General features: G+C 72.1%; 20 protein-coding genes. 14 read left to right on the forward strand and 6 right to left on the reverse strand.

The annotated features are described in order from the left end of the window. The first annotated feature begins 194 nt into the window (after positions 1-194). Positions 195-977 (forward strand): TSUP family transporter, encoded by a 783-nt coding sequence (locus tag ACFUO4_RS13690; RefSeq protein ID WP_079308326.1) that lies wholly within the window; start codon positions 195-197, stop codon positions 975-977. A 15-nt stretch (positions 978-992) separates the two neighbouring features. After that, positions 993-1,526 (forward strand): chloramphenicol phosphotransferase CPT, encoded by a 534-nt coding sequence (gene cpt, locus ACFUO4_RS13695; protein ID WP_383483694.1) that lies wholly within the window; start codon positions 993-995, stop codon positions 1,524-1,526. On the opposite strand, the gene ACFUO4_RS13700 is transcribed toward cpt, so the two are convergent. Both ACFUO4_RS13700 and ACFUO4_RS13705 read right to left on the reverse strand, forming a co-directional pair. Next, the gene (locus tag ACFUO4_RS13700; protein WP_383483697.1) at positions 1,510-2,145 is read right to left on the reverse strand and encodes a class F sortase; all 636 of its coding nucleotides are present in this window, start codon (positions 2,143-2,145) and stop codon (positions 1,510-1,512) included. The genes cpt and ACFUO4_RS13700 overlap by 17 nt on opposite strands. A 108-nt stretch (positions 2,146-2,253) precedes the next feature. Next, positions 2,254-2,775, reverse strand: coding sequence for a hypothetical protein (locus ACFUO4_RS13705; RefSeq protein ID WP_383483700.1), 522 nt, complete (start codon positions 2,773-2,775; stop codon positions 2,254-2,256). Between the two features lie 363 nt (positions 2,776-3,138). Here ACFUO4_RS13705 and ACFUO4_RS13710 point away from each other — a divergent pair, with 363 nt between their 5' ends. Both ACFUO4_RS13710 and ACFUO4_RS13715 read left to right on the forward strand, forming a co-directional pair. Beyond that, positions 3,139-3,738, forward strand: a complete 600-nt coding sequence (locus ACFUO4_RS13710; protein WP_383483703.1) for an NADPH-dependent FMN reductase — start codon at positions 3,139-3,141, stop codon at positions 3,736-3,738. A 691-nt stretch (positions 3,739-4,429) separates the two neighbouring features. After that, entirely contained in the window at positions 4,430-4,897 is a 468-nt protein-coding gene (locus ACFUO4_RS13715) for a DUF6098 family protein (RefSeq protein WP_383483706.1), read from the forward strand. 7 nt (positions 4,898-4,904) lie between these two features. Here the strand turns inward: ACFUO4_RS13715 and ACFUO4_RS13720 are convergent, their stop codons facing one another. Beyond that, positions 4,905-5,228, reverse strand: coding sequence for a helix-turn-helix transcriptional regulator (locus tag ACFUO4_RS13720; protein WP_383483709.1), 324 nt, complete (start codon positions 5,226-5,228; stop codon positions 4,905-4,907). Positions 5,229-5,356: 128 nt separating this feature from the next. Here ACFUO4_RS13720 and ACFUO4_RS13725 point away from each other — a divergent pair, with 128 nt between their 5' ends. After that, positions 5,357-6,025, forward strand: a complete 669-nt coding sequence (locus ACFUO4_RS13725; protein WP_383483712.1) for an STAS domain-containing protein — start codon at positions 5,357-5,359, stop codon at positions 6,023-6,025. 62 nt (positions 6,026-6,087) lie between these two features. On the opposite strand, the gene ACFUO4_RS13730 is transcribed toward ACFUO4_RS13725, so the two are convergent. Further along, on the reverse strand, positions 6,088-7,755 hold the full coding sequence (locus ACFUO4_RS13730; protein ID WP_383483715.1) for a M4 family metallopeptidase: 1,668 nt from the start codon (positions 7,753-7,755) through the stop codon (positions 6,088-6,090). A gap of 142 nt (positions 7,756-7,897) precedes the next feature. Here ACFUO4_RS13730 and ACFUO4_RS13735 point away from each other — a divergent pair, with 142 nt between their 5' ends. Then, positions 7,898-8,317, forward strand: coding sequence for a gamma-glutamylcyclotransferase family protein (locus ACFUO4_RS13735; RefSeq protein WP_383485661.1), 420 nt, complete (start codon positions 7,898-7,900; stop codon positions 8,315-8,317). A 48-nt stretch (positions 8,318-8,365) separates the two neighbouring features. Here the strand turns inward: ACFUO4_RS13735 and ACFUO4_RS13740 are convergent, their stop codons facing one another. Continuing rightward, a complete protein-coding gene (locus ACFUO4_RS13740; RefSeq protein ID WP_383483718.1) occupies positions 8,366-10,462 on the reverse strand; it encodes a molybdopterin oxidoreductase family protein in 2,097 nt (698 codons plus the stop codon). 303 nt (positions 10,463-10,765) lie between these two features. Here ACFUO4_RS13740 and ACFUO4_RS13745 point away from each other — a divergent pair, with 303 nt between their 5' ends. The 3 genes from ACFUO4_RS13745 to ACFUO4_RS13755 are packed head-to-tail and all read left to right on the forward strand — an operon-like array spanning position 10,766 to position 14,335. Continuing rightward, a complete protein-coding gene (locus ACFUO4_RS13745; protein WP_383483721.1) occupies positions 10,766-12,310 on the forward strand; it encodes an amino acid adenylation domain-containing protein in 1,545 nt (514 codons plus the stop codon). Further along, positions 12,307-13,554, forward strand: a complete 1,248-nt coding sequence (locus ACFUO4_RS13750; RefSeq protein WP_383483724.1) for a hypothetical protein — start codon at positions 12,307-12,309, stop codon at positions 13,552-13,554. The genes ACFUO4_RS13745 and ACFUO4_RS13750 overlap by 4 nt, the downstream gene beginning before the upstream one ends. Before the next feature lie 13 nt (positions 13,555-13,567). Continuing rightward, the gene (locus tag ACFUO4_RS13755) at positions 13,568-14,335 is read left to right on the forward strand and encodes an enoyl-CoA hydratase-related protein (protein WP_383483727.1); all 768 of its coding nucleotides are present in this window, start codon (positions 13,568-13,570) and stop codon (positions 14,333-14,335) included. Here the strand turns inward: ACFUO4_RS13755 and ACFUO4_RS13760 are convergent. Continuing rightward, the gene (locus ACFUO4_RS13760) at positions 14,322-14,999 is read right to left on the reverse strand and encodes a vancomycin high temperature exclusion protein (RefSeq protein ID WP_383483730.1); all 678 of its coding nucleotides are present in this window, start codon (positions 14,997-14,999) and stop codon (positions 14,322-14,324) included. The two genes, ACFUO4_RS13755 and ACFUO4_RS13760, sit on opposite strands and share 14 nt — an antisense overlap. Positions 15,000-15,208: 209 nt before the next feature. On the opposite strand from ACFUO4_RS13760, the gene ACFUO4_RS13765 reads away from it, so the two are divergent. The 5 genes from ACFUO4_RS13765 (at position 15,209) to ACFUO4_RS13785 (ending at position 22,263) form a co-directional block, all read left to right on the forward strand. Continuing rightward, positions 15,209-16,087 carry a sirohydrochlorin chelatase gene (locus tag ACFUO4_RS13765; RefSeq protein ID WP_383483733.1) on the forward strand — a complete coding sequence of 293 codons (879 nt, stop codon included), beginning with the start codon at positions 15,209-15,211 and terminating at the stop codon, positions 16,085-16,087. Between the two features lie 55 nt (positions 16,088-16,142). Further along, the gene (locus tag ACFUO4_RS13770; protein WP_383483736.1) at positions 16,143-17,390 is read left to right on the forward strand and encodes a deoxyguanosinetriphosphate triphosphohydrolase; all 1,248 of its coding nucleotides are present in this window, start codon (positions 16,143-16,145) and stop codon (positions 17,388-17,390) included. 170 nt (positions 17,391-17,560) lie between these two features. Then, the gene (locus ACFUO4_RS13775) at positions 17,561-18,826 is read left to right on the forward strand and encodes an NAD(P)/FAD-dependent oxidoreductase (RefSeq protein ID WP_126271746.1); all 1,266 of its coding nucleotides are present in this window, start codon (positions 17,561-17,563) and stop codon (positions 18,824-18,826) included. A gap of 129 nt (positions 18,827-18,955) precedes the next feature. Continuing rightward, positions 18,956-20,860, forward strand: coding sequence for a DNA primase (dnaG, locus tag ACFUO4_RS13780; protein WP_383483739.1), 1,905 nt, complete (start codon positions 18,956-18,958; stop codon positions 20,858-20,860). Between the two features lie 104 nt (positions 20,861-20,964). Then, a complete protein-coding gene (locus ACFUO4_RS13785; RefSeq protein ID WP_383483742.1) occupies positions 20,965-22,263 on the forward strand; it encodes an RNA polymerase sigma factor in 1,299 nt (432 codons plus the stop codon). The last annotated feature ends 90 nt before the right edge of the window (positions 22,264-22,353 follow it).

Consider the following 22,353-nt stretch of genomic DNA (forward strand, 5'->3'; position numbering starts at 1 on the left):
CTAGGAGCGTGCGGTGCCGGTGTTACCCGACCGCATCGCGTCTGTTTCCCACGAGGAACGCTGCCCTCCCCCTTGCCGGGGTGCGGATGTGAGGGTTCGGGACGGGCGTCGGGGGTGCGTTGTGAGGTGACCGGAGCCTGCCGGCGGCCCGGGTGATTGGACGCTGCACGTATCCCGTCCATAAAGTCCCGACCATGCCCGACATACCCCTGACCACCGTCGTCGTCCTGTGCCTGGCGGCCCTGGCGGCCGGCTGGATCGACGCCGTGGTCGGCGGCGGTGGCCTGCTCCTGCTCCCGGCCCTCCTCCTCGGCCTCCCGCCCGGCACCCCGGCCGCGCACGCCCTCGGCACCAACAAGGCGGTGGCCATCGTCGGTACGTCGGGCGCGGCGGTGACGTACGCCCGCAAGGCGCCCGTCGACGTGAGCCTCGCCGTCCGTATCGGGCTGGCCGCCCTCGCGGGGTCCTCGGCGGGCGCGTTCTTCGCGGCCGGGATGAGCACGGAGGTGCTCAAGCCGGTGATCATGGTGGTGCTGGTCGGGGTGGGGACCTTCGTCATCCTCCGCCCCGCCTTCGGCACGGCGCCCGCGACCGGCCCGGCCACCCGCCGCCAGGTCCTCGCCGCGATCGGCCTCGCGGGCCTCGGCATCGGCTTCTACGACGGGCTGATCGGCCCCGGCACCGGCACCTTCCTGGTCCTCGCCCTCACCGCGGTCCTCCACCTGGACCTGGTCACCGCGTCCGCCACCGCGAAGATCGTCAACTGCTGCACCAATGCCGGCGCGCTCGCGATGTTCGCCTGGCAGGGCGCGGTGCTCTGGCAGTTGGCGGCACTCATGGCCGTGTTCAACCTGGCGGGCGGCACCCTCGGCGCGCACACCGCCCTGAAGAAGGGCAGCGGGTTCGTCCGGGTCGTGCTGCTGACGGTGGTGTTCGCGCTGGTGGCGAAAATGGCGTGGGAGCAGTGGGTGGCCTGACGTTACGGTGACCTCATGGCGACCCAGGTGATCGTGCTCAACGGCGGTTCCAGCTCCGGCAAGTCCGGGATCGCGCGGTGTCTTCAGGCGGTACTGCCGGACCCGTGGCTGACCTTCGGCGTCGACTCGCTGATCGAGGCGATGCCCGGCGAGGGGGTCGGCATCGAGTTCGCGGCCGACGGCTCGGTGGAGGTCGGCCCCGCGTTCATGGCGCTGGAAGCGGCCTGGGCCCGCGGGATCGCCGCGATGGCCCACTCCGGCGCCCGGCTGATCATCGACGACGTGTTCCTCGGCGGCGCGGCGACCCAGGAGCGGTGGCGCCGGGTCCTGGACGGCCTGGACGTCCTCTGGGTCGGCGTCCACTGCGAGGCGGCGGTGGCCGCGGGCCGGGAGATCGCCCGCGGGGACCGGGTGCGCGGGATGGCGGAACAGCAGGCGGAGCTGGTCCACCGGGGCGTGGCCTACGACGTCGAGGTCGACACCGCGCGCGCCGAGTCGCTGGAGTGTGCCCGCGCCGTCGCCAAGGCCGTGGTCAGCGGCTCCCCGTGAGATGGGCGAAGACCACCACGTTCCCCTGGTAGCCGGTCGCCCGTGAGTAGCCGCCGCCGCAGGTGATCACCCGCAGCTCGGGGCGGTGGGCCGCGCCGTACACCTTGGCGTCGGGGAAGTCGTCGGCGTCGTAGACCTCGACGGAGTCGACGGAGAACACGGCCGTGGTGCCGTCGCGGCGTTCCGTCTCGATGGTGCTGCCCTTCTTCAGGGCGCCGAGGTCGTAGAAGACGGCGGGCCCGTCGGCGTTGTCGACGTGCCCGGCGATGATCGCGGTGCCGGTCTCACCGGGGGTCGTGCCGGCCTCGTACCAGCCGGCGAGGTTCTTCTTCGCGGCCGGCGGGACGTCGAGGCTGCCGGTCGGGGTGAGCCCGAGGCCCGTCAACGGCGCGTCCACCCGGATCGAGGGGATGCGGATGCGGTCGGGCGGGGAGGGCGGCAGCGGAGGGGCCGAGCGCGGGTCGGTGCGACCGGCGCGGGCCTCGGACGCGGCCGGCTGCGGCGGGGCGTGCGTCGCGGCGCCGCTGCGCAGCAGCCACGCACCCGTGCACAGGGCGACCAGGGTGACGGCCGCTATGACGACGTTGCCGGCCCGGCCGGCCCTGCTGAAGCTGCGCACAACGAGCCTCCTGGACGGTGGACCCGCCCCCCTCCGGGCCGCGAGGGGCGTCGGACCCGGAGGGGGAGGGACATGCGGTACCGGCGGACGGACAGCGGAGGGTGTCCGTCAGATCCCGTCGCCTCTCGCCCGGCGATGCAGGAGCCAGGTACCGCCCGCGGCGGCGACGGCGAGAGCCGCCACGCCGGCCGCGGTCTGCACGGGGTCGGGGCCCAGAGCGCCACCGACCCCCGTCTTCACACTTCCTCGGGGATACACCTGCTGCCGCGTCGACGTCATCGTCACCACGAGGTCGCCGGTGACCCGTTTCCCGCCCTCCGCGCAGGTCGCGACGATCTCGTACGTCCCCGGCTGCGCGCTCTCCGGCACCTCGAACTGCCCGATCGCGTCCTGCTCGTGCGTGCTCGGCGCGAGCGTGAACCGCCCGGCACCGACCGCGCTCGCGTCGCCCTCCGCCGTGCCGTCGTCACCGCAGGCCGCGGTGTTGACCGTGACCTGCCCGCCCGGCGCCACCGAGGAGGGGTACACCTCCAGGGTCCCGGCACCGGCGGCGTACACCGGCGCGGTGGCCAGCCCAGCGGCCGCGACGGCGAGCGCGGTGCCGGTGAGCAGACGGGCGGTACAGCGCATCGGGTGCTCCTTCGAGCGATTCGGTGTCCCCTGCCCTTCCGAGGTAAGTGGCAGCGGGCCGCCCGCGCTTCCTGAGGGAGTGTCAGAAATGTGGTGAATGGGTGTCAGGTCGGCGTGAAGGAGGCCTGATCGTCCGGAGTTTCAGCAGGTCACCGCCGTACGGCAGGGGGGTCGCGGAAGAGAACCCGAAGGGCGCAGAGCGCGCGTGCGACCGGGTGACCCGCCTCTCGCGACGATGCGCGACGACTCGCGGCGACGGCGCGTGGCGACGACGTGGGGCGATGAACCGCGGCGACGACGCCTGGCGATGACCCGCGGCGACGACTTGACCTCGACCAAACTTGAGGTATCAGCCTGTACCGCATGCCTATCACAGACACGCTCGTCTCCGATGCCCCGCTCCACGTCACCCTCGTCGTCGGCAGCAACCGGCACGGCCGGTTCGGCCCGGTGGTCGCCGACTGGCTCCTCGGCCGGATGCGCGACCGGGACGACCTGATCCCGGACGTAGTCGACGTGGCCGACGTCCATCTCCCCACCAGCCTGACCCCGACCCCCGAGGCGGCCGCCGCCCTCGCCGACGTCACCCCGAAGCTGGAGGGCGCCGAGGCCTTCGTCGTCCTCACCCCCGAGTACAACCACTCCTTCCCGGCCGGCCTGAAGAACCTCGTCGACTGGCACTACGCGGAGTGGCGCGCCAAACCGGTCGCCCTCGTCTCCTACGGCGGCCTCGCGGGCGGTCTGCGAGCGGCCGAGCACCTGCGGCAGGTCTTCGCCGAGCTGCACGCGGTGACCGTCCGGGACACGGTCTCCTTCCACCACGCGGGCGCGTCCTTCGACGACACCGGCCGCCTGAAGGACCCCTCGGGCCCGGACGCGGCGGCGAAGACGATGCTGGATCAGCTGGTGTGGTGGGGGAAGGGTCTGAGGGAGGCGCGGGCGAGGCGCCCGTACGGGGCGTAAGCGCGTTCGGCCACTTCGACAGGCACAGGGCGAGCCCGTCGAGGACGACTTCCAGGCCGCAGCGGAACTTCTCGTCACGCAGGGCGGCCGGGTCGGTGACCGCGACGGTGTCCGCGCAGGAGCCGGAGAGGCGTTCGTGGCCGGCGGCGGCCTGGCGTCGGGGCGGGGCCGGGTGTTGTGTCCGGGGCCGGCCTTCCGCGTCGGGGCGGGGCCGGGTGTTGTGTCCGGGGCCGGCCGTCCCGCGTCGGGGCGGGGCCAGGTGTCGGGTCCGGGGCCGGCCTTCCGCGTCGGGGCGGGCTGGATGCTGTGCCCGGGTTCGGCCTTCCGCGTCGGGGCGGGCTGGATGCTGTGCCCGGGTTCGGCCTTCCGCGTCGGGGCGGGCTGGATGTTGTGCCCGGGTTCGGCCTTCCGCGTCGGGGCGGGCCGGGTGTTGTGCCCGGGTCCGGCCTTCCGCGTCGGGGCGGGCCGGGTGTTGTGCCCGGGTCCGGCCTTCCGCGTCGGGGCAGGCTGGATGCTGTGCCCGGGCCCGGGCTTACGTGCGGAGCGGGGCCGGCGCTGTGCTCGGTTCCGGACTCTGTGGCGGTGACGGGCGGAGCGCTGTGTCCGGCCCGGCCCTGCCTCGGTGCCCGGGTTCGTTTTCCCGTTCCTCCGGGTACCCGGCACGCGTGCATATGCCGAGGAGAGACCGCAGATGACCGTGCCGGACAATTCGGCGACCGGCGCGGACGTGCTGCCCGTCCTGCGCAGCCTGAAGGAACTGGCCGAGCTGGTCGAGCGCGACGAGGGGCTGTTCGTCCGCTGGTCGCGCGGGCCGGAGGCCGACGGGGAGACCGCCACCAGCACCGACGACCTCACGGGGGTGAGCATGCCGGGCCTGTCCGCCAACCCGCTCGACGTCGAGCCCTGGTGGGAGGACCGTTCGACCGAGCTGTGGGTGGCGCGCCGGCTGTACGACTACTCCCACCTGCCGCGCGAGAAGGGCCCCGGGGTACGCCCGTGGGTCCTGTTCGGCCGGGTGGCGGGCCGCGGCCCCGACAACGAACCCCTCGTCCGGGACGTGGAACCCGTCGCCTGGATCGACGAGGACGTCATCCGGCAGGCGGAACGCGAGGTCACGGAGTGGGGGGCGCGCTGGGGGCCGCTGCGACGCGCACGGTGAGGCCGGTTCACCCCTCGGTCGGCTCCCGCCGGGCCTCGTGGTTGGCCAGCAGGTTGAGGAGTTCCGCCACGGTCAGCCCCGACTCCGCCGGATGACGCAGGATCGTCCCCGGCTGGATGCGGTACGTGTTCGATCTGCCCTCACGCTTGTGTGTCAGATACCCGTCGTTCTCCAGATCCGAAATGATCTTCTGGACGGCGCGCTCGGTGAGTCGGCAGCGGGCCGCGATGTCGCGGATGCGGGTGGTGTGGTCCTCGGCGATGGCCGCCAGCACGCGGGCGTGACTGGTCAGAAAGGTCCACCCCGAGTGTGGTTCCGGCACTTCTCCCATGGACCAAGGATATGACGTCTGGTTCGCGTAACCAAAAGACTGAATTAAATTTCCGGTATCTCTTGACGTGTGAAGGAGCGGTGCCGAAGCTGGAAGCGGAGCGAGCGGACTCGACAAGGACGGCGGACATGCACGCACCAACGGCGGTCGACCAGGCTGTCCTGGACCTGACGACGCACGCGCCGTCGCCGGACGGCCGCGTACGCCTGACGATCCGCGGTGAGCTCGACATCAGCGCCGTCCCGGCACTGGAGCGAGCCCTGCGGCAGGCCCTCGCGCGCGCCACCCGGGGCGTGGAGCTGGACCTGAGCGGTACGGCCTTCTGCGACTGCGCGGGTCTCAACGCCCTGCTGGCCGCCCGGCGGCACGCGCTGGAACGCGGCAGAACGTTCACCATCCGATCCGCCGGCCCCGCGGTGCGGCGCCTGCTGACCGCGACCGGCACCTGGCCACTGTTCACACCGGGGGAGCACGCCCTGAACCACGACGAGCAGGCACTGCGCAAAGAGGTCGTCCAGCTGCGCCGCGCCATGCAGACGCGGCCCGTCATCGACCAGGCGCGAGGCATCCTCATGGCGACGTTCGCGCTCAGCCCCGAGGACGCCTGGGACGTGCTGGTCAGGATCTCCCAGACCACCAACACCAAGCTTCACGTGCTCGCCGGCGAACTGGTCGGCACGGCACAGAACGGCGGCATACCCGAGGCCATGCGGCAACAGGTCAAAGCGGTCCTGGCGACCCTGCCCGCAGCCCCGACCCCGCCCGGCGGGGAGCCCTCGTCGGAGGACACCGCCTGAGACGCCGGTGCGGCGGCGGAGCACCACAGCCCCACCGCCGCACCGTCACGCCCGCCGTCCGGTCAGCCGACGTTCACCGCGCTCCAGGCCGCGGCCACCGCGTTGTACTCCGTGCTCCCGGTCCCGTACAGGTCCTTCGCCGCGTTCAGCGTCGCCGTCCGGGCGCCCGCGTAGTTCGTCGAGGACGTCATGTAGACGGTCAGCGCCCGGTACCAGATGGCACCCACCTTGTCCCGCCCGATCCCGGACACCGAACTGCCGTTGCAGGTCGGCGAGTTGTAGCTGACGCCGTTGACCGTCTTCGCCCCGCTGCCCTCGGACAGCAGGTAGAAGAAGTGGTTCGCGACGCCGGACGAGTAGTGGACGTCGAGGTTCCCGACCGAGGAGCTCCAGCAGTCGGCCGAGTTGCCGTCCTTCGACGGCTTGTCCATGTAGCGCAGCGCGTCCCGCCCGAAACCGGACCGGACGATCTTCTCGCCGATCAGATAGTCCCCGGCGTCGGAGGAGTTCGCGGCGTAGAACTCCACGAGCGTGCCGAAGATGTCGGACGTCGCCTCGTTGAGCCCGCCGGACTCGCCCGAGTACGTCAGCGCCGCCGTCTTCGACGTCACGCCGTGGGACATCTCGTGCCCCGCCACGTCCAGCGACACCAGCGGACCGAGCTGCGTCCCGTCACCGTCGCCGTACGTCATGCAGAAGCAACTGTCGTCCCAGAAGGCGTTGTTGTAGCTGTTGCCGTAGTGGACGCGGTTGTACGACCCCTTGCCGTCCCCGGCGATGCCGTTCCGCCCGTGGACGTTCTTGTAGTAGTCCCAGGTGACGTCGGTGCCGTACTGCGCGTCGACCGCGGCCGTCGCCCGGTCCGAAGTCGCCCCCGTGCCCCAGTGGTTGTCGGCGTCGGTGAAGAGCGTCGCCGGGGCGCGGCTGATGCAGATGCCGAAGATGCACAGGTCGGTCTTGTTGGCGGCGTCGCCGGTGTACGTGTTCCCGCGCGTCGGGTCCTTGAGCTGGTACGTCGACCCCGACAGCGTCGTCTGCAACGGCACCGTCCCGCCGTACAGCGACTTGCCGTCGCCCGAGGCGCTCTCCAGGGAGTCCCAGGCGTCGATCTGCGCGCCGGTCCCCGCGTCGGTCAGGACCACGCGCGCGACCGGGTTGCCCTGCGCGTCCTGGGCCACGGCCTCGGTGCGCCAGGCCAGCTTGGGCGTGCCGTGCAGGGCGTCGACGACCAGCTGCGGCTTGGCGGTCAGCTTCTTCAGCGTCTCGCCGAGGTTGGCGGCGCGCAGCGCGTTCGCGGCGAGGTCGGCGGCCTTCGGCGCCGACAGGGCGGGCGTCGTGCCGGGCAGCGAGATCGCCTTCTTCGTCGCCCGGTTGACGCCTTCGTACGACCCGTCCGGCGCCAGATGGACGACGAAGTCGCCGCCCAGTACGGGCAGGTTGCGGTAGGTGCGGTCGTAACGGACGTGCTGGGAGCCGTCCTTGTCGACGACGACGTCCCGCACCTCGGTCTTCTGCGCGGACGTCAGCCCCAGCGCGGAAGCCCGGTCGACCAGCACCGAGGCCGCGTTGTCGATCGCGGTGGCCCGGGTCGGTCTGTCGGCCGCGTGGGCGTTGGGGACGAGTGCGGCCGCCAGCAGAGCGGTGGTGGTGGCGGCCACACCGGCCGCGGCGAGCCGGGAGCTCCTCGAGGGGAGGGAGCGGACAGGGCGGACTGAGCGTATTCGGCTCATCTGTCTCCTCAGAAAGGCGCCTGGGGCGCGTGGGGGAGGCGCTCGTGCTGGAGGAGATTCAAAGGGCACAGGCCTGTCATGTCCATACCGCGTCTGTGCCGGTGTGTGTGGAGAGAGAATCGTTTCTGTGAGCCTCGCCCCCCTGCCCCCGCCGTCCCTCCCGTTCTTCGTCTACGGCACCCTCCGCCCAGGTGAGCCCAACCACGACCACTTCCTGAGCGGCCGCACGACGGCCGAGGAACCGGCGCTGCTGCACGGCGCCTCGCTGTACGACGGCCCCGGATACCCGTACGCGGTGGAGGAGCCCGGCATCGTCCGCGGCGACCTCGTCACCGCCCGCCCCGAGGAGTACGCCGCCCTGCTCGTCGCCCTCGACCGCCTGGAGGAGTACGCCCCCGGCGACCCCCGCAACCTCTACGAGCGGGTCGAGCGCGAGGTGGTCCGGGAGGCCGACGGGACGCCGGTGCGGGCCTGGGTGTACGTCGCCGCCCCCGCCGTGGCCGAAAGGCTCCGCCGCCGCGGCAGCCGCATCGCGACCGGCGACTGGCTGGCCCTGCGCTGACTCCGTGCTGAGCCCGCGCCGCCGGTCAGGCCGTGGCGCCCGGCGCGCTCAGGACTCGACCTCGACCGCCTCCACCCGCACCGCGCACGTCTTGAACTCCGGCATCCGCGAGGTCGGGTCGAGCGCCGGGTTGGTGAGGGTGTTGGCGCGGCCCTCGCCAGGCCAGTGGAAGGGCATGAAGACCGTGTCGGGGCGGATGCCGGTGGTGATCCGGGCCGGCGCCACCGCCCGGCCGCGCCGGGACACGACCGCCACCGGGTCGCCCTCGGCCGCGCCGAGCCGGGCCGCGAGCCGCGGGTGCAGTTCCACGAACGGACCGGGCGCGGCGGCGTTCAGCTCGTCGACCCGGCGGGTCTGGGCGCCGGACTGGTACTGCGCGACGACCCGGCCGGTCGTCAGCAGCACCGGGTACTCGTCGTCCGGCTCCTCCGCCGAGGCCCGGTGCGAGACGGGCACGAAGCGGGCGCGGCCGTCGTCGGTGGCGAAGCGGTCGAGGAAGAGCCGGGGGGTACCGGGGTGTCCCGCTTCCGCATCGGCGTCGGCAGTGGGGCACGGCCAGAACACCCCGTTCTCCTCCGCCAGCCGGCGGTAGGTGATCCCGGAGTAGTCGGCCACGCCGCCCGCACTGGCCCGGCGCAGCTCCTCGAAGACCTCTTCGGGGTCGGTCGGGAAGCCCTTCTCCACGCCGAGCCGGTCGGCGAGTTCGTGCAGGACCTCCAGGTCACTGCGGACCCCCTCGGGCGGGGTGATCGCCTGCCGGCGCAGCAGCACCCTGCCCTCCAGGTTGGTCGTGGTCCCGGTCTCCTCGGCCCACTGGGTGACGGGCAGGACCACGTCCGCGAGAGCCGCCGTCTCCGACAGCACCACATCGCACACGGCAAGGAAATCAAGGGACTTGATGCGCTCCTCGATGTGCGCGGCCCGCGGCGCCGACACCACCGGGTTGGAGCCCATCAGCAGCAGGGACTTGATGTCCTGGCCGAGCGCGTCGAGGAGTTCGTAGGCGCTGCGTCCCGGGCCGGGGAGTGAGTCGGGGTCGACGCCCCACACCTCGGCGACATGCCGTCGAGCGGCCGGGTCGTCAAGCTTGCGGTAACCGGGCAACTGGTCGGCCTTCTGACCGTGTTCGCGCCCGCCCTGCCCGTTGCCCTGCCCGGTGAGGCAGCCGTATCCGGACAGCGGCCGCCCCGCCCGCCCGGTCGCCAGGCACAGGTTGATCCACGCGCCCACGGTGTCGGTGCCCTTGGACTGCTGCTCGGGTCCGCGCGCGGTCAGCACCATCGCGGCCTCCGGCTCGCAGAACATCCGCACGGCTTCCCGGAGTCGGGGCACCGGCACGCCGGTGATCCGCTCCACGTACTCCGGCCAGTGCGCCATCGCGGCGGCCCGCGCCTCCTCCCAGCCGGCGGTGCGCTCGGCGACGTACGCCTCGTCGACCCGCCCCTCGGCGACGATCAGGTGCAACAGGCCCAGCGCCAGGGCGAGATCGGTGCCGGGGCGGGGCATCAGATGCAGGTCGGCCTGGTCGGCGGTCCTGGTCCGGCGCGGGTCGACGACGATCAGGGTGCCGCCGTTCTCCTTCAGCTCCGTGAAGAAGCGCAGCGAGGGCGGCATGGTCTCGGCGAGGTTGGAGCCGACGAGGATCACGCAGCCGGTCCTCGAGATGTCCTCCAGCGGGAACGGCAGCCCGCGGTCCAGGCCGAACGCCTTGATGCCGCCGGCCGCGGCCGAGGACATGCAGAAGCGGCCGTTGTAGTCGATCTGCGAGGTGCCGAGGACGACCCGGGCGAACTTGCCCAGCGTGTACGCCTTCTCGTTCGTCAGGCCGCCCCCGCCGAACACCCCGCACGCGTCCGGACCATGTTCCGCACGCGTACGCCGCAGCCCCTCGGCGATCCGGTCCAGTGCCTCGTCCCACGTCGCGGGCACCAGCGTGCCCCCGGAGCGCACCAACGGGGAGGTCAGGCGGACGCTGGACGAGAGCACCGCGGGCGCTGTCCGGCCCTTGCCGCACAGCGCCCCCCGGTTCACCGGGAAGTCCGCGCGCTCGGTCACTTCCACGCCCCCGTCCGGGATCGGCGTGAGATTCATCCCGCACTGCAGGGCGCAGTAGGGGCAGTGGGTGGGCGTCGCGGTGTTCTGCATGCCCTTCAGCGTGCTTCCGCCGTGTTACGTGCGCGGCGGCTCCCTGTTACACGGCCGGGACGGCGACCTCCCCGCGGGGCGACGGCCGCCGTGAGGCACACGGGTGCCCCCCTCTGAGTCGCCGCCGACCGGGGCGGACGTTGCCTCTGTTGCGAAAGACGCCACATGTGGCGCATTCCGTTCCGTAGTTGGCCGATGACGCCTAGTTGAGTGTTGAAAAACCGGAGCTACAGTCGAGCGCGGATCCAGCTTGGCGCCAGGTCGTCCCTCACGCGAAGAAGCCAGCCAGGAGGTCCCCCCAGCATGCCTCTGCGCCATCTGAGCCCACGCGACCAGCAGCTTTTCCTCCAGTACGGCGTCGGCCCGGCCGTCCCCGTCCCGGACCCGCTCCTCCACCGCGCCGTGGAACGCCGGGCCGCGGCCACCCCGCACGCCGTCGCCGCCGAACACCTCGGCGCGCGGATCACGTACGGCGAACTCGACCGCCACGCCGACGCCCTCGCCGCCCTGCTGACCCGCGAGGGCGTACGCCCCGGCGACCACGTCGGCCTGTTCGTCCGCCGCTCCCTGCCGATGGTCGTCGGCCTGCTCGGCATCCTGAAGGCGGGTGCCGCCTATGTGCCGCAGGACGTCGCCCTCGCCCCCGCAGTCCAGCTCGCCCATGTGATCCGCGCCGCCCGCACCCGGGTGGTCGTCACCGTCGCCGAGCACGCCCACCGCGTCCCGCTCCCGCCGGGCCACCGGCTGATCGCCCTCGACGAGCCACTGCCGTACGTCCCGGCCCCCCGCCTTCCGCGACAGCACCGCCGACCGGTCCCCGTGGGCCCCGACGACGGCTGCTACGTCCTGTTCACCTCCGGCACCACCGGACGCCCCAACGGCGTGAAGGTCACCCACCGCAACGTCGCCAACATCCTGCTCACCGCCCCCGGCGACCTCGGCATCCGCCCCGGCGACCGGGTCGCCCAGCTCCTCAACATCGCCTTCGACATGGCCGCCTGGGAGATCCTCGGCTGCCTCGCCCACGGCGGCACCCTCGTCATCCGGGGCACAGACATCGCGGCGGCGGCCCGCACGGCCGACGTCCTCGTCGCCACCCCCACGGTCCTGTCCGGCATCGACCCGGCGGCCTGCCCGCGCGTCCGCACGGTCGCCGTGGCCGGGGAGCCCTGCCCGCGCCCGCTCGCCGACCGCTGGGCGCACCGGGCGGCGTTCCACAACTGCTGCGGCCCGACCGAGACGACCATCGTCAACACGATGAGCCGCCACGACCCGGCCGCCCCGCTCCTCACCATCGGCCGCCCCACCCCCAACAACACGGTCTACGTCCTGGACGCCGACCGCCGCCCCCTGCCCATCGGCGAGGTCGGCGAGATGTGGGCCGGCGGCGACTGCGTCTCGGCGGGCTATCTGGGCAACGACGCCCTCAACGCCGAGCGCTACGCTCCCGACCCCTTCCTGGGCGGCGGCCGGAAGATGTTCCGCACCCGCGACCTCGGCCGCTGGACCCCCGACGGTGAACTCGAGCACCTCGGCCGCACCGACGACCAGGTCAAGGTGAGGGGCTTCCGCGTCGAACTCGACTCCGTCTCCTCGGTGCTGGAGTCGGTCGACGGCTGCGTCCGCGCGGTGACCCTGAAACGGGACGCCCGCACGCTGGTCGCCTTCGTCACCCCGGCGGACGTCGACCCCGACCGGGCCCGGCGGGCGGTGGCCGACGCGCTGCCGTACTACTGCGTCCCCGAGACTGTCATGCCCCTGACACACCTGCCGGAGACGGACCGCGGCAAGATCGACAAACCGGCGCTGCTCAGGCTGGCGGAGGAGCGCATGGCGGTGTCCCGATGACGACCTCGCTGCAACGGCAGACCACGGACCTGCCCCCGCTCACCCCGCGCCTGCGCCGCCTGCTCAAGCACCCGCGCCTGATGCACTACAACCGCCTGTGGGCGCTGGTGCTCCTGGCCAACGGAGTCTTCCTGTGGGCGAGTTGGACCCCGTCCGCCCGCACGGCGGGCCACGCGGCCCTCGCCAACCTCGCCCTGGCCGTCCTCACCCGCCAGCAGTACGTCATCAACCTCCTCTTCAAGCTGGCGACTCGGGCCCCGACGAGCTGGCCGCTGAAGGTCCGCTGGACGCTGGGCAAGGTCTACCACTTCGGCGGCCTGCACGTGGGCGGGGCGCTGGCGGGCACGGCGTGGTTCCTGGCGGCGACGATCAGCACGCACAACACCCGTCAGGCAGCCGTCGGTTGGGTCCTGCTGACCCTGCTGGCATTCATCATCGCCACGGCCCTGCCCCCCTTCCGCTCCCGCCACCACGACCACTTCGAGAAGATCCACCGCTTCGGCGGCTGGACGGCCCTCGCCCTCTTCTGGGCCCACAGCCTCCTGACGTCCCCCGGCCCGGTCGAGGTGTCCGTCCTGGCGGTCGTCACCTTCAGCGTCGCGCTGCCCTGGCTGCGCCTGCGCAAGGTCGCCGTACGCCTCGAACGCCCCTCCCCGCACGTCGTGCTGGCCCGCTTCGACCACGGCGAGACCCCGTTCGCGGGCTCCTCCACGGCCATCAGCCGCGGCCCGCTGAAGGAGTGGCACTCCTTCGCGAACGTCCCGGCCCCCGGGGAGCCCGGCTTCCGCCTGACGATCTCCCGGGCCGGCGACTGGACGGGCGCCTTCATCGACGACCTGCCGGAGAAGGTCTGGGTCAAGGGCATCACCACCGCCGGAGTCGCCAACATCGAGACCCTGTTCACCAAGGTCGTCTACGTGGCGACCGGCAGCGGCATCGGCCCCTGCCTGCCCCATCTGCTGGCCGCCGAGGTCCCGTCCCGCCTGGTGTGGGCCACCCGCGACCCCCGCACCACCTACGGCGATGCCCTGGTCGACGAGATCCTCGCCGTCCAGCCCCACGCCCTGGTCTGGGACACCTCCCGGCACGGCAAGCCCGACATGGTCCGCCTCGCCTACGAGGCCTACCGCGACTTCGGGGCCGAGGCGGTGATCTGCATCTCCAACAAGAAGCTCACCTGGCAGGTCGTGCACGGCCTGGAGCAACGGGGGATTCCGGCGTACGGCGCGATCTGGGACTCGTAGAAAGGGGACCCGCATGAACCACCTGAAGCTGGAGCGGCAGGGCGCCGTCGTCACCGTACGCCTGCACCGCCCGCACGTCCGCAACGCACTCAGCGGCGCGCTGCTCGCCGAACTCCTCGGCGCGCTGCGCCCGTTGGACGACGACCCCGACGTCGGCTGCTACGTGCTCACGGGCGCGGAGGGGTACTTCGCGGCCGGGGCCGACATCAAGGAGATGGCCGCGATGACGGCCGTCGACATGATGACGGAGGACTACTTCGGGGCCTGGGAGGAGTTCGCCGACCTGCGCACCCCGAAGATCGCCGCGGTCAACGGCCCTGCGCTGGGCGGCGGTTGCGAGCTGGTGATGATGTGCGACCTGGTGATCGCGGGGGAGTCGGCGGTGTTCGGCCAGCCGGAGATCAAGCTCGGCGTGATCCCCGGCATCGGCGGCACCCAGCGCCTCACCCGCCTGATCGGCCGTGCGAAGGCGATGGACCTGGTCCTCACCGGCCGCACGATGGACGCCCGGGAGGCGGAGAGCTCGGGCCTGGTGTCCCGGGTGGTCCCCGACGACCAGGTCCTCCCCGAGGCCCTGAAGGCCGCGGAGACGATCGCCTCCTACGGCCGTACGGCGGTCAGAGCGGCCCGCGAATGCGTCGACCGGTCCCTGGAGACCGGCCTGCGCGACGGCATCCGCTTCGAACGCCGGGTGTTCCACGCCCTGTTCGCGACCCACGACCAGAAGGAGGGCATGACCGCGTTCCTCGAGAAACGCGCCCCGCACTTCACCGGCCGCTAGCCAGCGCCGCGCCCACCCCCGGTTCCTTGGGCCCGAGGAACCGGGGATCGGGCTCGAACACCGCGTCCAGCGCGGCCTTGCCGGCCGCGAAGATCTCGCGAGTACCGCCGTAGTACCAGGTCACGTCGTGCTTGGCGTCGACCCCGACGCCGTACGACGTCACACCGGCCGCCTCGCACAGCGCGACCGCCCGCCGGATGTGGAAGCCCTGGCTGATCAGCACGGCCTTGTCCACCCCGAAGATCTTCTTGGCCCGGACACAGGAGTCCCAGGTGTCGAACCCGGCGTAGTCACTGACGATCCGGCCGTCGGGAACCCCGTGCCGGGTCAGATAGGCCCGCATCGCGTCGGGCTCGTCGTAGTCCTCCCGGCTGTTGTCGCCGGTGACGAGGACGACCTCGACACGGCCCGCGCGGTACAGCTTCGCCGCCGCGTCCAGCCGGTGCGCGAGATACGGCGACGGCTCCCCGTCCCACAGCCCGGCCCCGAAGACGACGGCGACCTCGGTGCGCGGCACGTCCGCGACGGTGCGCAGCCGGTCGCCCGTGACGACGTACATCCAGGTCGCCGGGAGCAGCGCCAGCACACACCCGGCCATCACGGCCTGCACGAGCCGCCGCTGCCCGGTACGGGTGCGCGGCAGGCGGGGTCGGCGCAGTCTCACGGGGTCCCTCCCAGGTCGTCCTTCGACAGTCAGGGACGTGAAGCAAGCGCTCACGGTTCGCCGCCGTGCACGTGACCAGCCTCACGTACCCGCACGAAACCGCAGGTCAGCGCAGCTCACACTGCCCACCTGCCCCACGGTGAACCCACCGAAAATCCCCGTTATCTTCATGCAACGGGGCGGCAATGTCCCCCCACCACCATCGGTCCATGACAGCGTCGAACTCTGTTCACGACGAGTCCAAGGCAGTCCACTTCGACAGTACGGCGCACCTCATGAACCGGATCAGCAGCCAGCTCGCCAGCCAGCTCAGCCTCGTGTCGCTCAGCGGCAGGCGGCGCCCCGAGCCTCCCGCGCTCGTCGTCGTGGCCCACGGCAGCCGCGACCCGCGCGCCCTGAGCACCGTACGCGCGCTCCTCGACAAGGTCCGCGCCCGGCGCCCCGGCCTCCCGGTCCACCTCGGTCACATCGAGCTGAACGAGCCGCTGCTGACCGACACCCTCAAGTCCCTCGGCGACCGCGAGGCGATCCTCGTCCCGTTGCTGCTGAGCCGCGGCTACCACGTGAAGCGGGACATCCCCGAGATGGCCGCCGGGACGGACGTACGCGCCCGCGTGGCGCCCGCGTTGGGCCCGCACCCGTTGCTGGTGGACGCGCTGCACGCCCGGCTGCTGGAGGCGGGCTGGGAGGAGACCCCGCGCGTGGGCAGCGCGGTGGTCCTGGCGGCGGCGGGCTCGCGCGACCCCGAGTCGAAGGTCGACATGGCCCGCATGGCGTCCCTGCTGTCGACCCGCCTGGGCGCCCCGGTGGTCCCGGCCTACGCCACGACGGCGGCCCCCACGGTCCCGGCGGCCATCGAGGCCCTGGCGGCGAGAGGCTACGACCGCGTGGCGATCGCCTCCTACTTCACGGCCCCGGGCCGCTTCGCGACCGAGTGCGCACAGGCGGCCCCGTGGATGGCGTCGGCGCCCTTGGGCACCCACGAGGCGATGGCGGACCTCTTGTTGCACAGGTACGACCAGATGACGTCCCTGAGGGGCGCGGAGAACGGCGCGAGCAGCCACGAACAACCCGCGGTCGCCGTCTGACGGAACCAGGCAGCCGAACCGGCGAATTGTCAGTCCCTGCCCGTACTGTCGAGTCATGCCGTACGACCTGCCCTCAACCGACCGCTGGGCCCCGGAGCCTGACAAGCGCCCCGGCCGCACCGCCTTCCAGCGCGACCGCGCCCGCATCCTCCACTCCGCCGCGCTGCGCAGGCTCGCCGGAAAAACGCAGGTCGTCACCCCGGGCACCCGAAGCCAGGCCTGGGACGCGAGCCCGAGAACCCGCCTCACGCACTCCCTGGAGTGCGCCCAGGTGGGCCGGGAGCTCGGCGCGGCCCTCGGCTGCGACCCCGACCTGGTCGAAGCCGCCTGCCTCGCCCACGACCTCGGCCACCCCCCGTTCGGTCACAACGGCGAACAGGCCCTGAACGAGTTCGCGGAGGACTGCGGCGGCTTCGAGGGCAACGCACAGTCCCTGCGCCTCCTCACCCGCATCGAGCCCAAGCGCTTCACCGAAGAAGGCTCGGTGGGGCTCAACCTCACCCGCGCCACCCTCGACGCGGCCACCAAATACCCCTGGCCCCGCGGAGCGGCACCGCACGCGTCCCCCAAGTTCGGCGTCTACGAGGACGACCGCCCCGTCTTCGACTGGGTCCGCAAGGACGCCCCCGGCACCCGCACCTGCTTCGAGGCGCAGGTCATGGACTGGTCCGACGACGTGGCGTACTCGGTGCACGACGTCGAGGACGGCCTGCACGCGGGCCACATCGACCCCAACTGCCTGCACGCGGACCCGGAACGCCACGCGGTCTTCGCGGTGGCCCTCGGCCGGTACGTCCCCGAGGACACCGACCCCGCCGAACTCGCCGCGGCCCTCGACCGGCTCCAGGACCAGCCGTGGTGGCCGCACGGCTACGACGGTTCCGCCGTCGCCCAGGCCCGGCTGAAGGACGCCACCAGCCAGCTCATCGGCCGCTTCTGCCTCGCCGCCGAGGGCGCCACGCGCGCGGCGTTCGGCGGCGGCCCGCTCACGCGATACGCCGCCGAACTCGTCGTACCGCACGAGACGCGGCTGGAGTGCGCGGTCCTCAAGGCCGTCGCCGACCGTTACGTGATGCAGCGCGCGGAGCAGGAGCGGCTGCGGGCCGACCAGCGGATCGTGGTGGCCGAACTCGCCGAGGCGCTCACCGCCCGCGCCCCGGACGGGCTCGACCCGCAGTTCCGGGCGCTGTTCGACCAGGCGTCCGACGACCGTGCCCGCAAGCGGGTGATCGTCGACCAGATCGCGTCCCTCACGGACGCGTCGGCGCGATCGCTTCATGCTCGCCTGACGGGGCATATGTGAGACAGATGTGCCAAGGGTGAAGCGAAACACGCCCGAATGTGACCCTCCGTGGCCTGATCGGGCCACTCCCTCTTCCCCCATCACGCTGCGTGCGGGACGCTCCCATGTGGCGGCACCCGCTGTGTTCTCTGGGGCGACACTCCCCAGACACCCCCGGTAGGAGGCATCAAGTGGTCGATGCGGACCAGACATTCGTGATCGTCGGAGGTGGTCTCGCCGGCGCCAAGGCAGCCGAGACGCTCCGAGCGGAGGGCTTCACCGGTCGCGTGATACTGATCTGCGACGAACGCGACCACCCCTATGAGCGCCCGCCCCTGTCCAAGGGCTACCTGCTCGGCAAGGAGGAACGCGACAGCGTCTTCGTGCACGAACCTGCCTGGTACGCGCGCAACGACATCGAGCTGCACCTCGGCCAGACGGTCGACGCGATCGACCGCGCGGCCAAGACGGTCCGCTTCGGCGACGACGGCACGCTCGTCCACTACGACAAGCTGCTTCTGGCCACCGGGGCCGAACCCCGCCGCCTGGACATCCCGGGCACCGACCTCGCGGGCGTCCACCACCTGCGCCGCCTCGCCCACGCGGAACGCCTCAAGGGCGTGCTGGCCGCGCTGGGCCGGGACAACGGCCACCTGGTGATCGCCGGGGCCGGCTGGATCGGCCTGGAGGTCGCGGCGGCGGCCCGCGAGTACGGCGCCGAGGTCACGATCATCGAGCCCGCCCCGACCCCGCTGCACGGCGTCCTCGGCCCCGAGCTGGGCAGTCTCTTCGCCGACCTGCACCGGGAGCACGGCGTGCGCTTCCACTTCGGTGCCCAGCTCACCGAGATCGTCGGCCAGGACGGCATGGTGCTGGCCGCCCGCACCGACGACGGCGAGGAACACCCGGCGCACGACGTCCTCGCCGCGATCGGCGCGGCCCCGCGCACCGCGCTCGCGGAGGCGGCGGGCCTGGAGCTCGCCGACCGGGCGCACGGCGGCGGCGTCGCGGTCGACGACCGGCTGCGCACCTCCGACCCCGACATCCACGCGGCCGGTGACGTCGCCTCCTTCCACCACGCCCTGTTCGACAGCAGGCTGCGCGTGGAGCACTGGGCCAACGCCCTCAACGGCGGCCCCGCCGCGGCCCGCGCCATGCTCGGCCAGGACCTCGTCTACGACCGCGTCCCCTACTTCTTCTCCGACCAGTACGACCTGGGGATGGAGTACAGCGGCTGGGCGCCCCCGGGGTCGTACGACGAAGTGGTGATTCGCGGGGACGCCGGAAAGCGTGAGTTCATCGCGTTCTGGGTGAAGGAGGGCCGGGTGCTGGCGGGGATGAACGTGAACGTGTGGGACGTCACGGACCCGATCCAGCAGCTGATCCGGACGAAGACACAGGTGGACACGGAGGCACTGGCGGACCCGCACGTTCCGCTCGACAGCCTGGTCTCTTGAGTGTCAGTCCGTCCCCGTGCTGCGATTCCCGGGGGCGCTGCATCCGACAGCCGCTCCGCGGCGGGCCGGACCCCCGGCCGAAAGACGTCTCGCCTCAGGAGTGTCAGTTCGGCCCCGTAGAATCACGGTGTGGCAGGACGGATCAACGACGAGGACGTGAAGGCGGTACGGGACGCGGTCCCGATCGACGCCGTGGTGTCCGAGTACCTCCAGCTGCGCAACGCGGGCGGGGGCAACCTCAAGGGCCTGTGCCCGTTCCATGACGAGAAGTCGCCGTCCTTCCAGGTCAGCCCGGGCAAGGGACTCTTCCACTGCTTCGGCTGCCAGGAGGGCGGCGACACCATCACGTTCGTGATGAAGGTCGACCACCTCACCTTCTCCGAGGCGGTCGAGCGCCTGGCCGCCCAGGCCGGCATCACCCTGCGCTACGAGGAGGGCGGGTACAACCCGGCCCACCAGCGCGGCGAACGCATCCGCCTGGTCGAGGCCCACAAGATCGCCGCCGACTGGTACATGGAACAGCTCGCCACCAGCCCGGAGGCCGACACCGGCCGCAAGTTCCTCGCCGAGCGCGGCTTCGACCAGTCCGCCGCCGAGCACTTCTCCGTCGGCTACAGCCCCCAGGGCTGGGACCACCTCACCCGCTACCTCCGCGGCAAGGGCTTCACCGACAAGGAACTCCTGCTGTCGGGCCTCTCCCAGGAGGGCCGCCGCGGCCCCATCGACCGCTTCCGCGGCCGCCTGATGTGGCCGATCCGCGACATCGGCGGCGACGTGGTGGGCTTCGGCGCCCGCAAGCTCTACGAGGCCGACACCGGCCCGAAGTACCTCAACACACCCGACACGGCGATCTACAAGAAGTCCCAGGTCCTCTACGGCATCGACCTCGCCAAGAAGGACATCGCCAAAGCCTCCCGCGCGGTCGTCGTCGAGGGCTACACCGACGTCATGGCCTGCCATCTCGCGGGCGTGACGACGGCCATCGCGACCTGCGGCACCGCCTTCGGCGGCGACCACATCAAGATCCTCCGCCGGCTGCTGATGGACAACGGCTCGGCCCGCGTGATCTTCACCTTCGACGGCGACGCCGCCGGCCAGAAGGCCGCCCTGCGCGCCTTCGAGGACGACCAGAAGTTCGCCGCCGAGACCTACATCGCCATCGCCCCCGACGGCATGGACCCCTGCGACCTGCGCCTCGCCAAGGGCGACGACGCGGTCGCCGACCTGGTCGAACCCCGCACCCCGCTCTTCGAGTTCGCGCTCCGCCAGATCGTCGTCCGCTACGACCTCGACACCCCGGCAGGCCGGGCGGCGGCCTTGGACGAGGCCGCCCCGATCGTCGCCCGCATCAAGAACAGCGGCGCGCAGCACGAGGTCGCCGTCCAGCTCGCCGGCATGCTCGGCATCCTCGACACCCAGTTCGTCGTCAAGCGCGTCGCCCAACTGGCCCGCTGGGCCCGCGACCGCGGCGGCAAGGGTGCCCCCGCCCCGGCCCGCGGCCCCCAGCAGCCGTACGAGGCCACCCAGCGCACCGCGGCCGGCGGCCCCGCCCTCCAGCTCCGCAACCCCGTCTACGCCACCGAGCGCGAACTCCTCAAACTCGCCCTCCAGCGCCCGGAGTTGGTCTCCCCGGCCTTCGACGCCTACGGCATCGACGAGTTCACCGCCGCCCCCTACGCCGCCGTACGCCAGGCGATCATGGAAGCGGGCGGTGCCGAGTACGGCACGCAGGACCCGCAGGACTACCTGGTCCGGGTCCGCGAGGCCGCCCCCGACGACGCGGTCCGGGCGATGGTCACGGAGCTCGCGGTCGAGGCGATCATGCGCAAGACCGTCGACGAGATCTACGCGGGCATCCAGCTGGTGGCGGTCCGCCGCCGGGCCGTGGAGCGCCGCGTCCGCGACATCCAGAGCACCCTCACCCGCCTGGGGACGCACGGGGACCCGGCCGAACTGGCCGCCGTACAGAACGAATTGTGGGTTCTCCAGCAGTACGACCAGGCACTGCGGGAGCACGGAGCCGCAGCTCTCTGAGCGTGTCGCGTCCGTCAGGGTAACCACCCGGTCACGGACCGGACTCAAAAAGTCACCGCACGCCCCTCGTGGCGGCGATGTGTCGTACTCCACACTGGGTTCCGGTGCCTGAGTCCTCGGAGCGCGGCCGATCCGTCCCCAACGGGTCCCAGACCCCCGCGGTTCCGCTCATCGCGTACGGGACGGACAGCGGCGAGGCCGCCGACTCCGTCCCCGAAACAGCGCTGCCGCACTCTGCAGCGATCATCCTGGAGGTCGCCCCCGTGCAGACCCAGACCCTCACCCAGACCGAGAGCCGTACGGACGCCACGGAGCCGGACGCCGAGACCGACGTTCTCGTCGCGGTCCCGCCGCAGAACCGTGTCGTGCACCACCCCGAGACCGAGCCCGAGGAGCCGCCCGCCGACGCGCTGGAGAGCGCGGAGCCCGCGGAGGTGCCCGAGCCGGTCGAGGCCCCGGAACCGGCCGCCCGCAACCGCGCCGACACCGGCGGACCGTCGTCCGACCTGTTCCGCCAGTACCTCCGCGAGATAGGCCGCATCCCGCTGCTCACCGCGGCCGAGGAGGTCGAACTCGCCCGTCGCGTCGAGGCCGGCCTGTTCGCGGAGGAGAAGCTCAGCACCACGCCCGACCTCGACAGCCAGCTCGCCCTCGACCTGGACCGCCTGGTCGTGATGGGCCGCATGGCCAAGCGCCGCCTCATCGAGGCGAACCTGCGCCTGGTGGTGTCGGTGGCCAAACGGTACGTCGGCCGCGGCCTGACCATGCTCGACCTGGTCCAGGAGGGGAACCTGGGCCTGATCCGCGCGGTCGAGAAGTTCGACTACGCCCGCGGCTACAAGTTCTCGACGTACGCCACCTGGTGGATCCGCCAGGCCATGTCCCGCGCCCTCGCCGACCAGGCCCGCACCATCCGCGTCCCGGTCCACGTCGTCGAGCTGATCAACCGGGTCGTCCGCGTCCAGCGCCGCATGCTGCAGGAACGCGGCTACGAACCGACGCCGGAGGAGGTGGCCGACCACCTCGACCTCGCGCCGGAACGCGTCAGCGAGGTGCTGCGGCTGGCCCAGGAACCGGTGTCGCTGCACGCGCCGGTGGGCGAGGAGGACGACGTCGCGCTGGGCGACCTGATCGAGGACGGCGACGCGACCTCCCCCGTGGAGTCGGCGGCGTTCCTGCTGCTTCGGGAGCATCTGGAGGCGGTGCTCTCCACTCTGGGCGAGCGTGAGCGCAAGGTCGTCCAGCTGAGGTACGGGCTGGTGGACGGTCGGCCGCGGACTCTGGAGGAGATAGGCCGCATCTTCGGCGTGACGCGGGAGCGGATCCGGCAGATCGAGTCCAAGACGCTCAACAAGCTCCGGGATCATGCCTTTGCGGATCAGCTGAGGGGCTATCTGGATTGATGCCGGGTGCGGGGGTGTGGGGGCTGGTCGCGCCCGCGCGGCGGAGCCGCATATTGATACAGCCCCGCGCCCCTTGGGTGGGACCAGCCC

This window comes from Streptomyces sp. NPDC057280 (assembly GCF_042668605.1).
In the GTDB taxonomy this organism is placed as follows: Bacteria; Actinomycetota; Actinomycetes; order Streptomycetales; family Streptomycetaceae; genus Streptomyces.

Excerpts from the sequence above, each read along its gene's own strand:
- ACFUO4_RS13690 (WP_079308326.1), top strand. The coding sequence starts at position 195 with ATGCCCGACATACCCCTGACCACCGTCGTCGTCCTGTGCCTGGCGGCC.
- cpt (WP_383483694.1), top strand. The coding sequence starts at position 993 with ATGGCGACCCAGGTGATCGTGCTCAACGGCGGTTCCAGCTCCGGCAAG.
- ACFUO4_RS13705 (WP_383483700.1), bottom strand. The coding sequence starts at position 2,775 with ATGCGCTGTACCGCCCGTCTGCTCACCGGCACCGCGCTCGCCGTCGCG.
- ACFUO4_RS13710 (WP_383483703.1), top strand. The coding sequence starts at position 3,139 with ATGCCTATCACAGACACGCTCGTCTCCGATGCCCCGCTCCACGTCACC.
- ACFUO4_RS13715 (WP_383483706.1), top strand. The coding sequence starts at position 4,430 with ATGACCGTGCCGGACAATTCGGCGACCGGCGCGGACGTGCTGCCCGTC.
- ACFUO4_RS13720 (WP_383483709.1), bottom strand. The coding sequence starts at position 5,228 with ATGGGAGAAGTGCCGGAACCACACTCGGGGTGGACCTTTCTGACCAGT.
- ACFUO4_RS13725 (WP_383483712.1), top strand. The coding sequence starts at position 5,357 with ATGCACGCACCAACGGCGGTCGACCAGGCTGTCCTGGACCTGACGACG.
- ACFUO4_RS13730 (WP_383483715.1), bottom strand. The coding sequence starts at position 7,755 with ATGAGCCGAATACGCTCAGTCCGCCCTGTCCGCTCCCTCCCCTCGAGG.
- ACFUO4_RS13740 (WP_383483718.1), bottom strand. The coding sequence starts at position 10,462 with ATGCAGAACACCGCGACGCCCACCCACTGCCCCTACTGCGCCCTGCAG.
- ACFUO4_RS13745 (WP_383483721.1), top strand. The coding sequence starts at position 10,766 with ATGCCTCTGCGCCATCTGAGCCCACGCGACCAGCAGCTTTTCCTCCAG.
- ACFUO4_RS13750 (WP_383483724.1), top strand. The coding sequence starts at position 12,307 with ATGACGACCTCGCTGCAACGGCAGACCACGGACCTGCCCCCGCTCACC.
- ACFUO4_RS13755 (WP_383483727.1), top strand. The coding sequence starts at position 13,568 with ATGAACCACCTGAAGCTGGAGCGGCAGGGCGCCGTCGTCACCGTACGC.
- ACFUO4_RS13765 (WP_383483733.1), top strand. The coding sequence starts at position 15,209 with ATGACAGCGTCGAACTCTGTTCACGACGAGTCCAAGGCAGTCCACTTC.
- ACFUO4_RS13770 (WP_383483736.1), top strand. The coding sequence starts at position 16,143 with ATGCCGTACGACCTGCCCTCAACCGACCGCTGGGCCCCGGAGCCTGAC.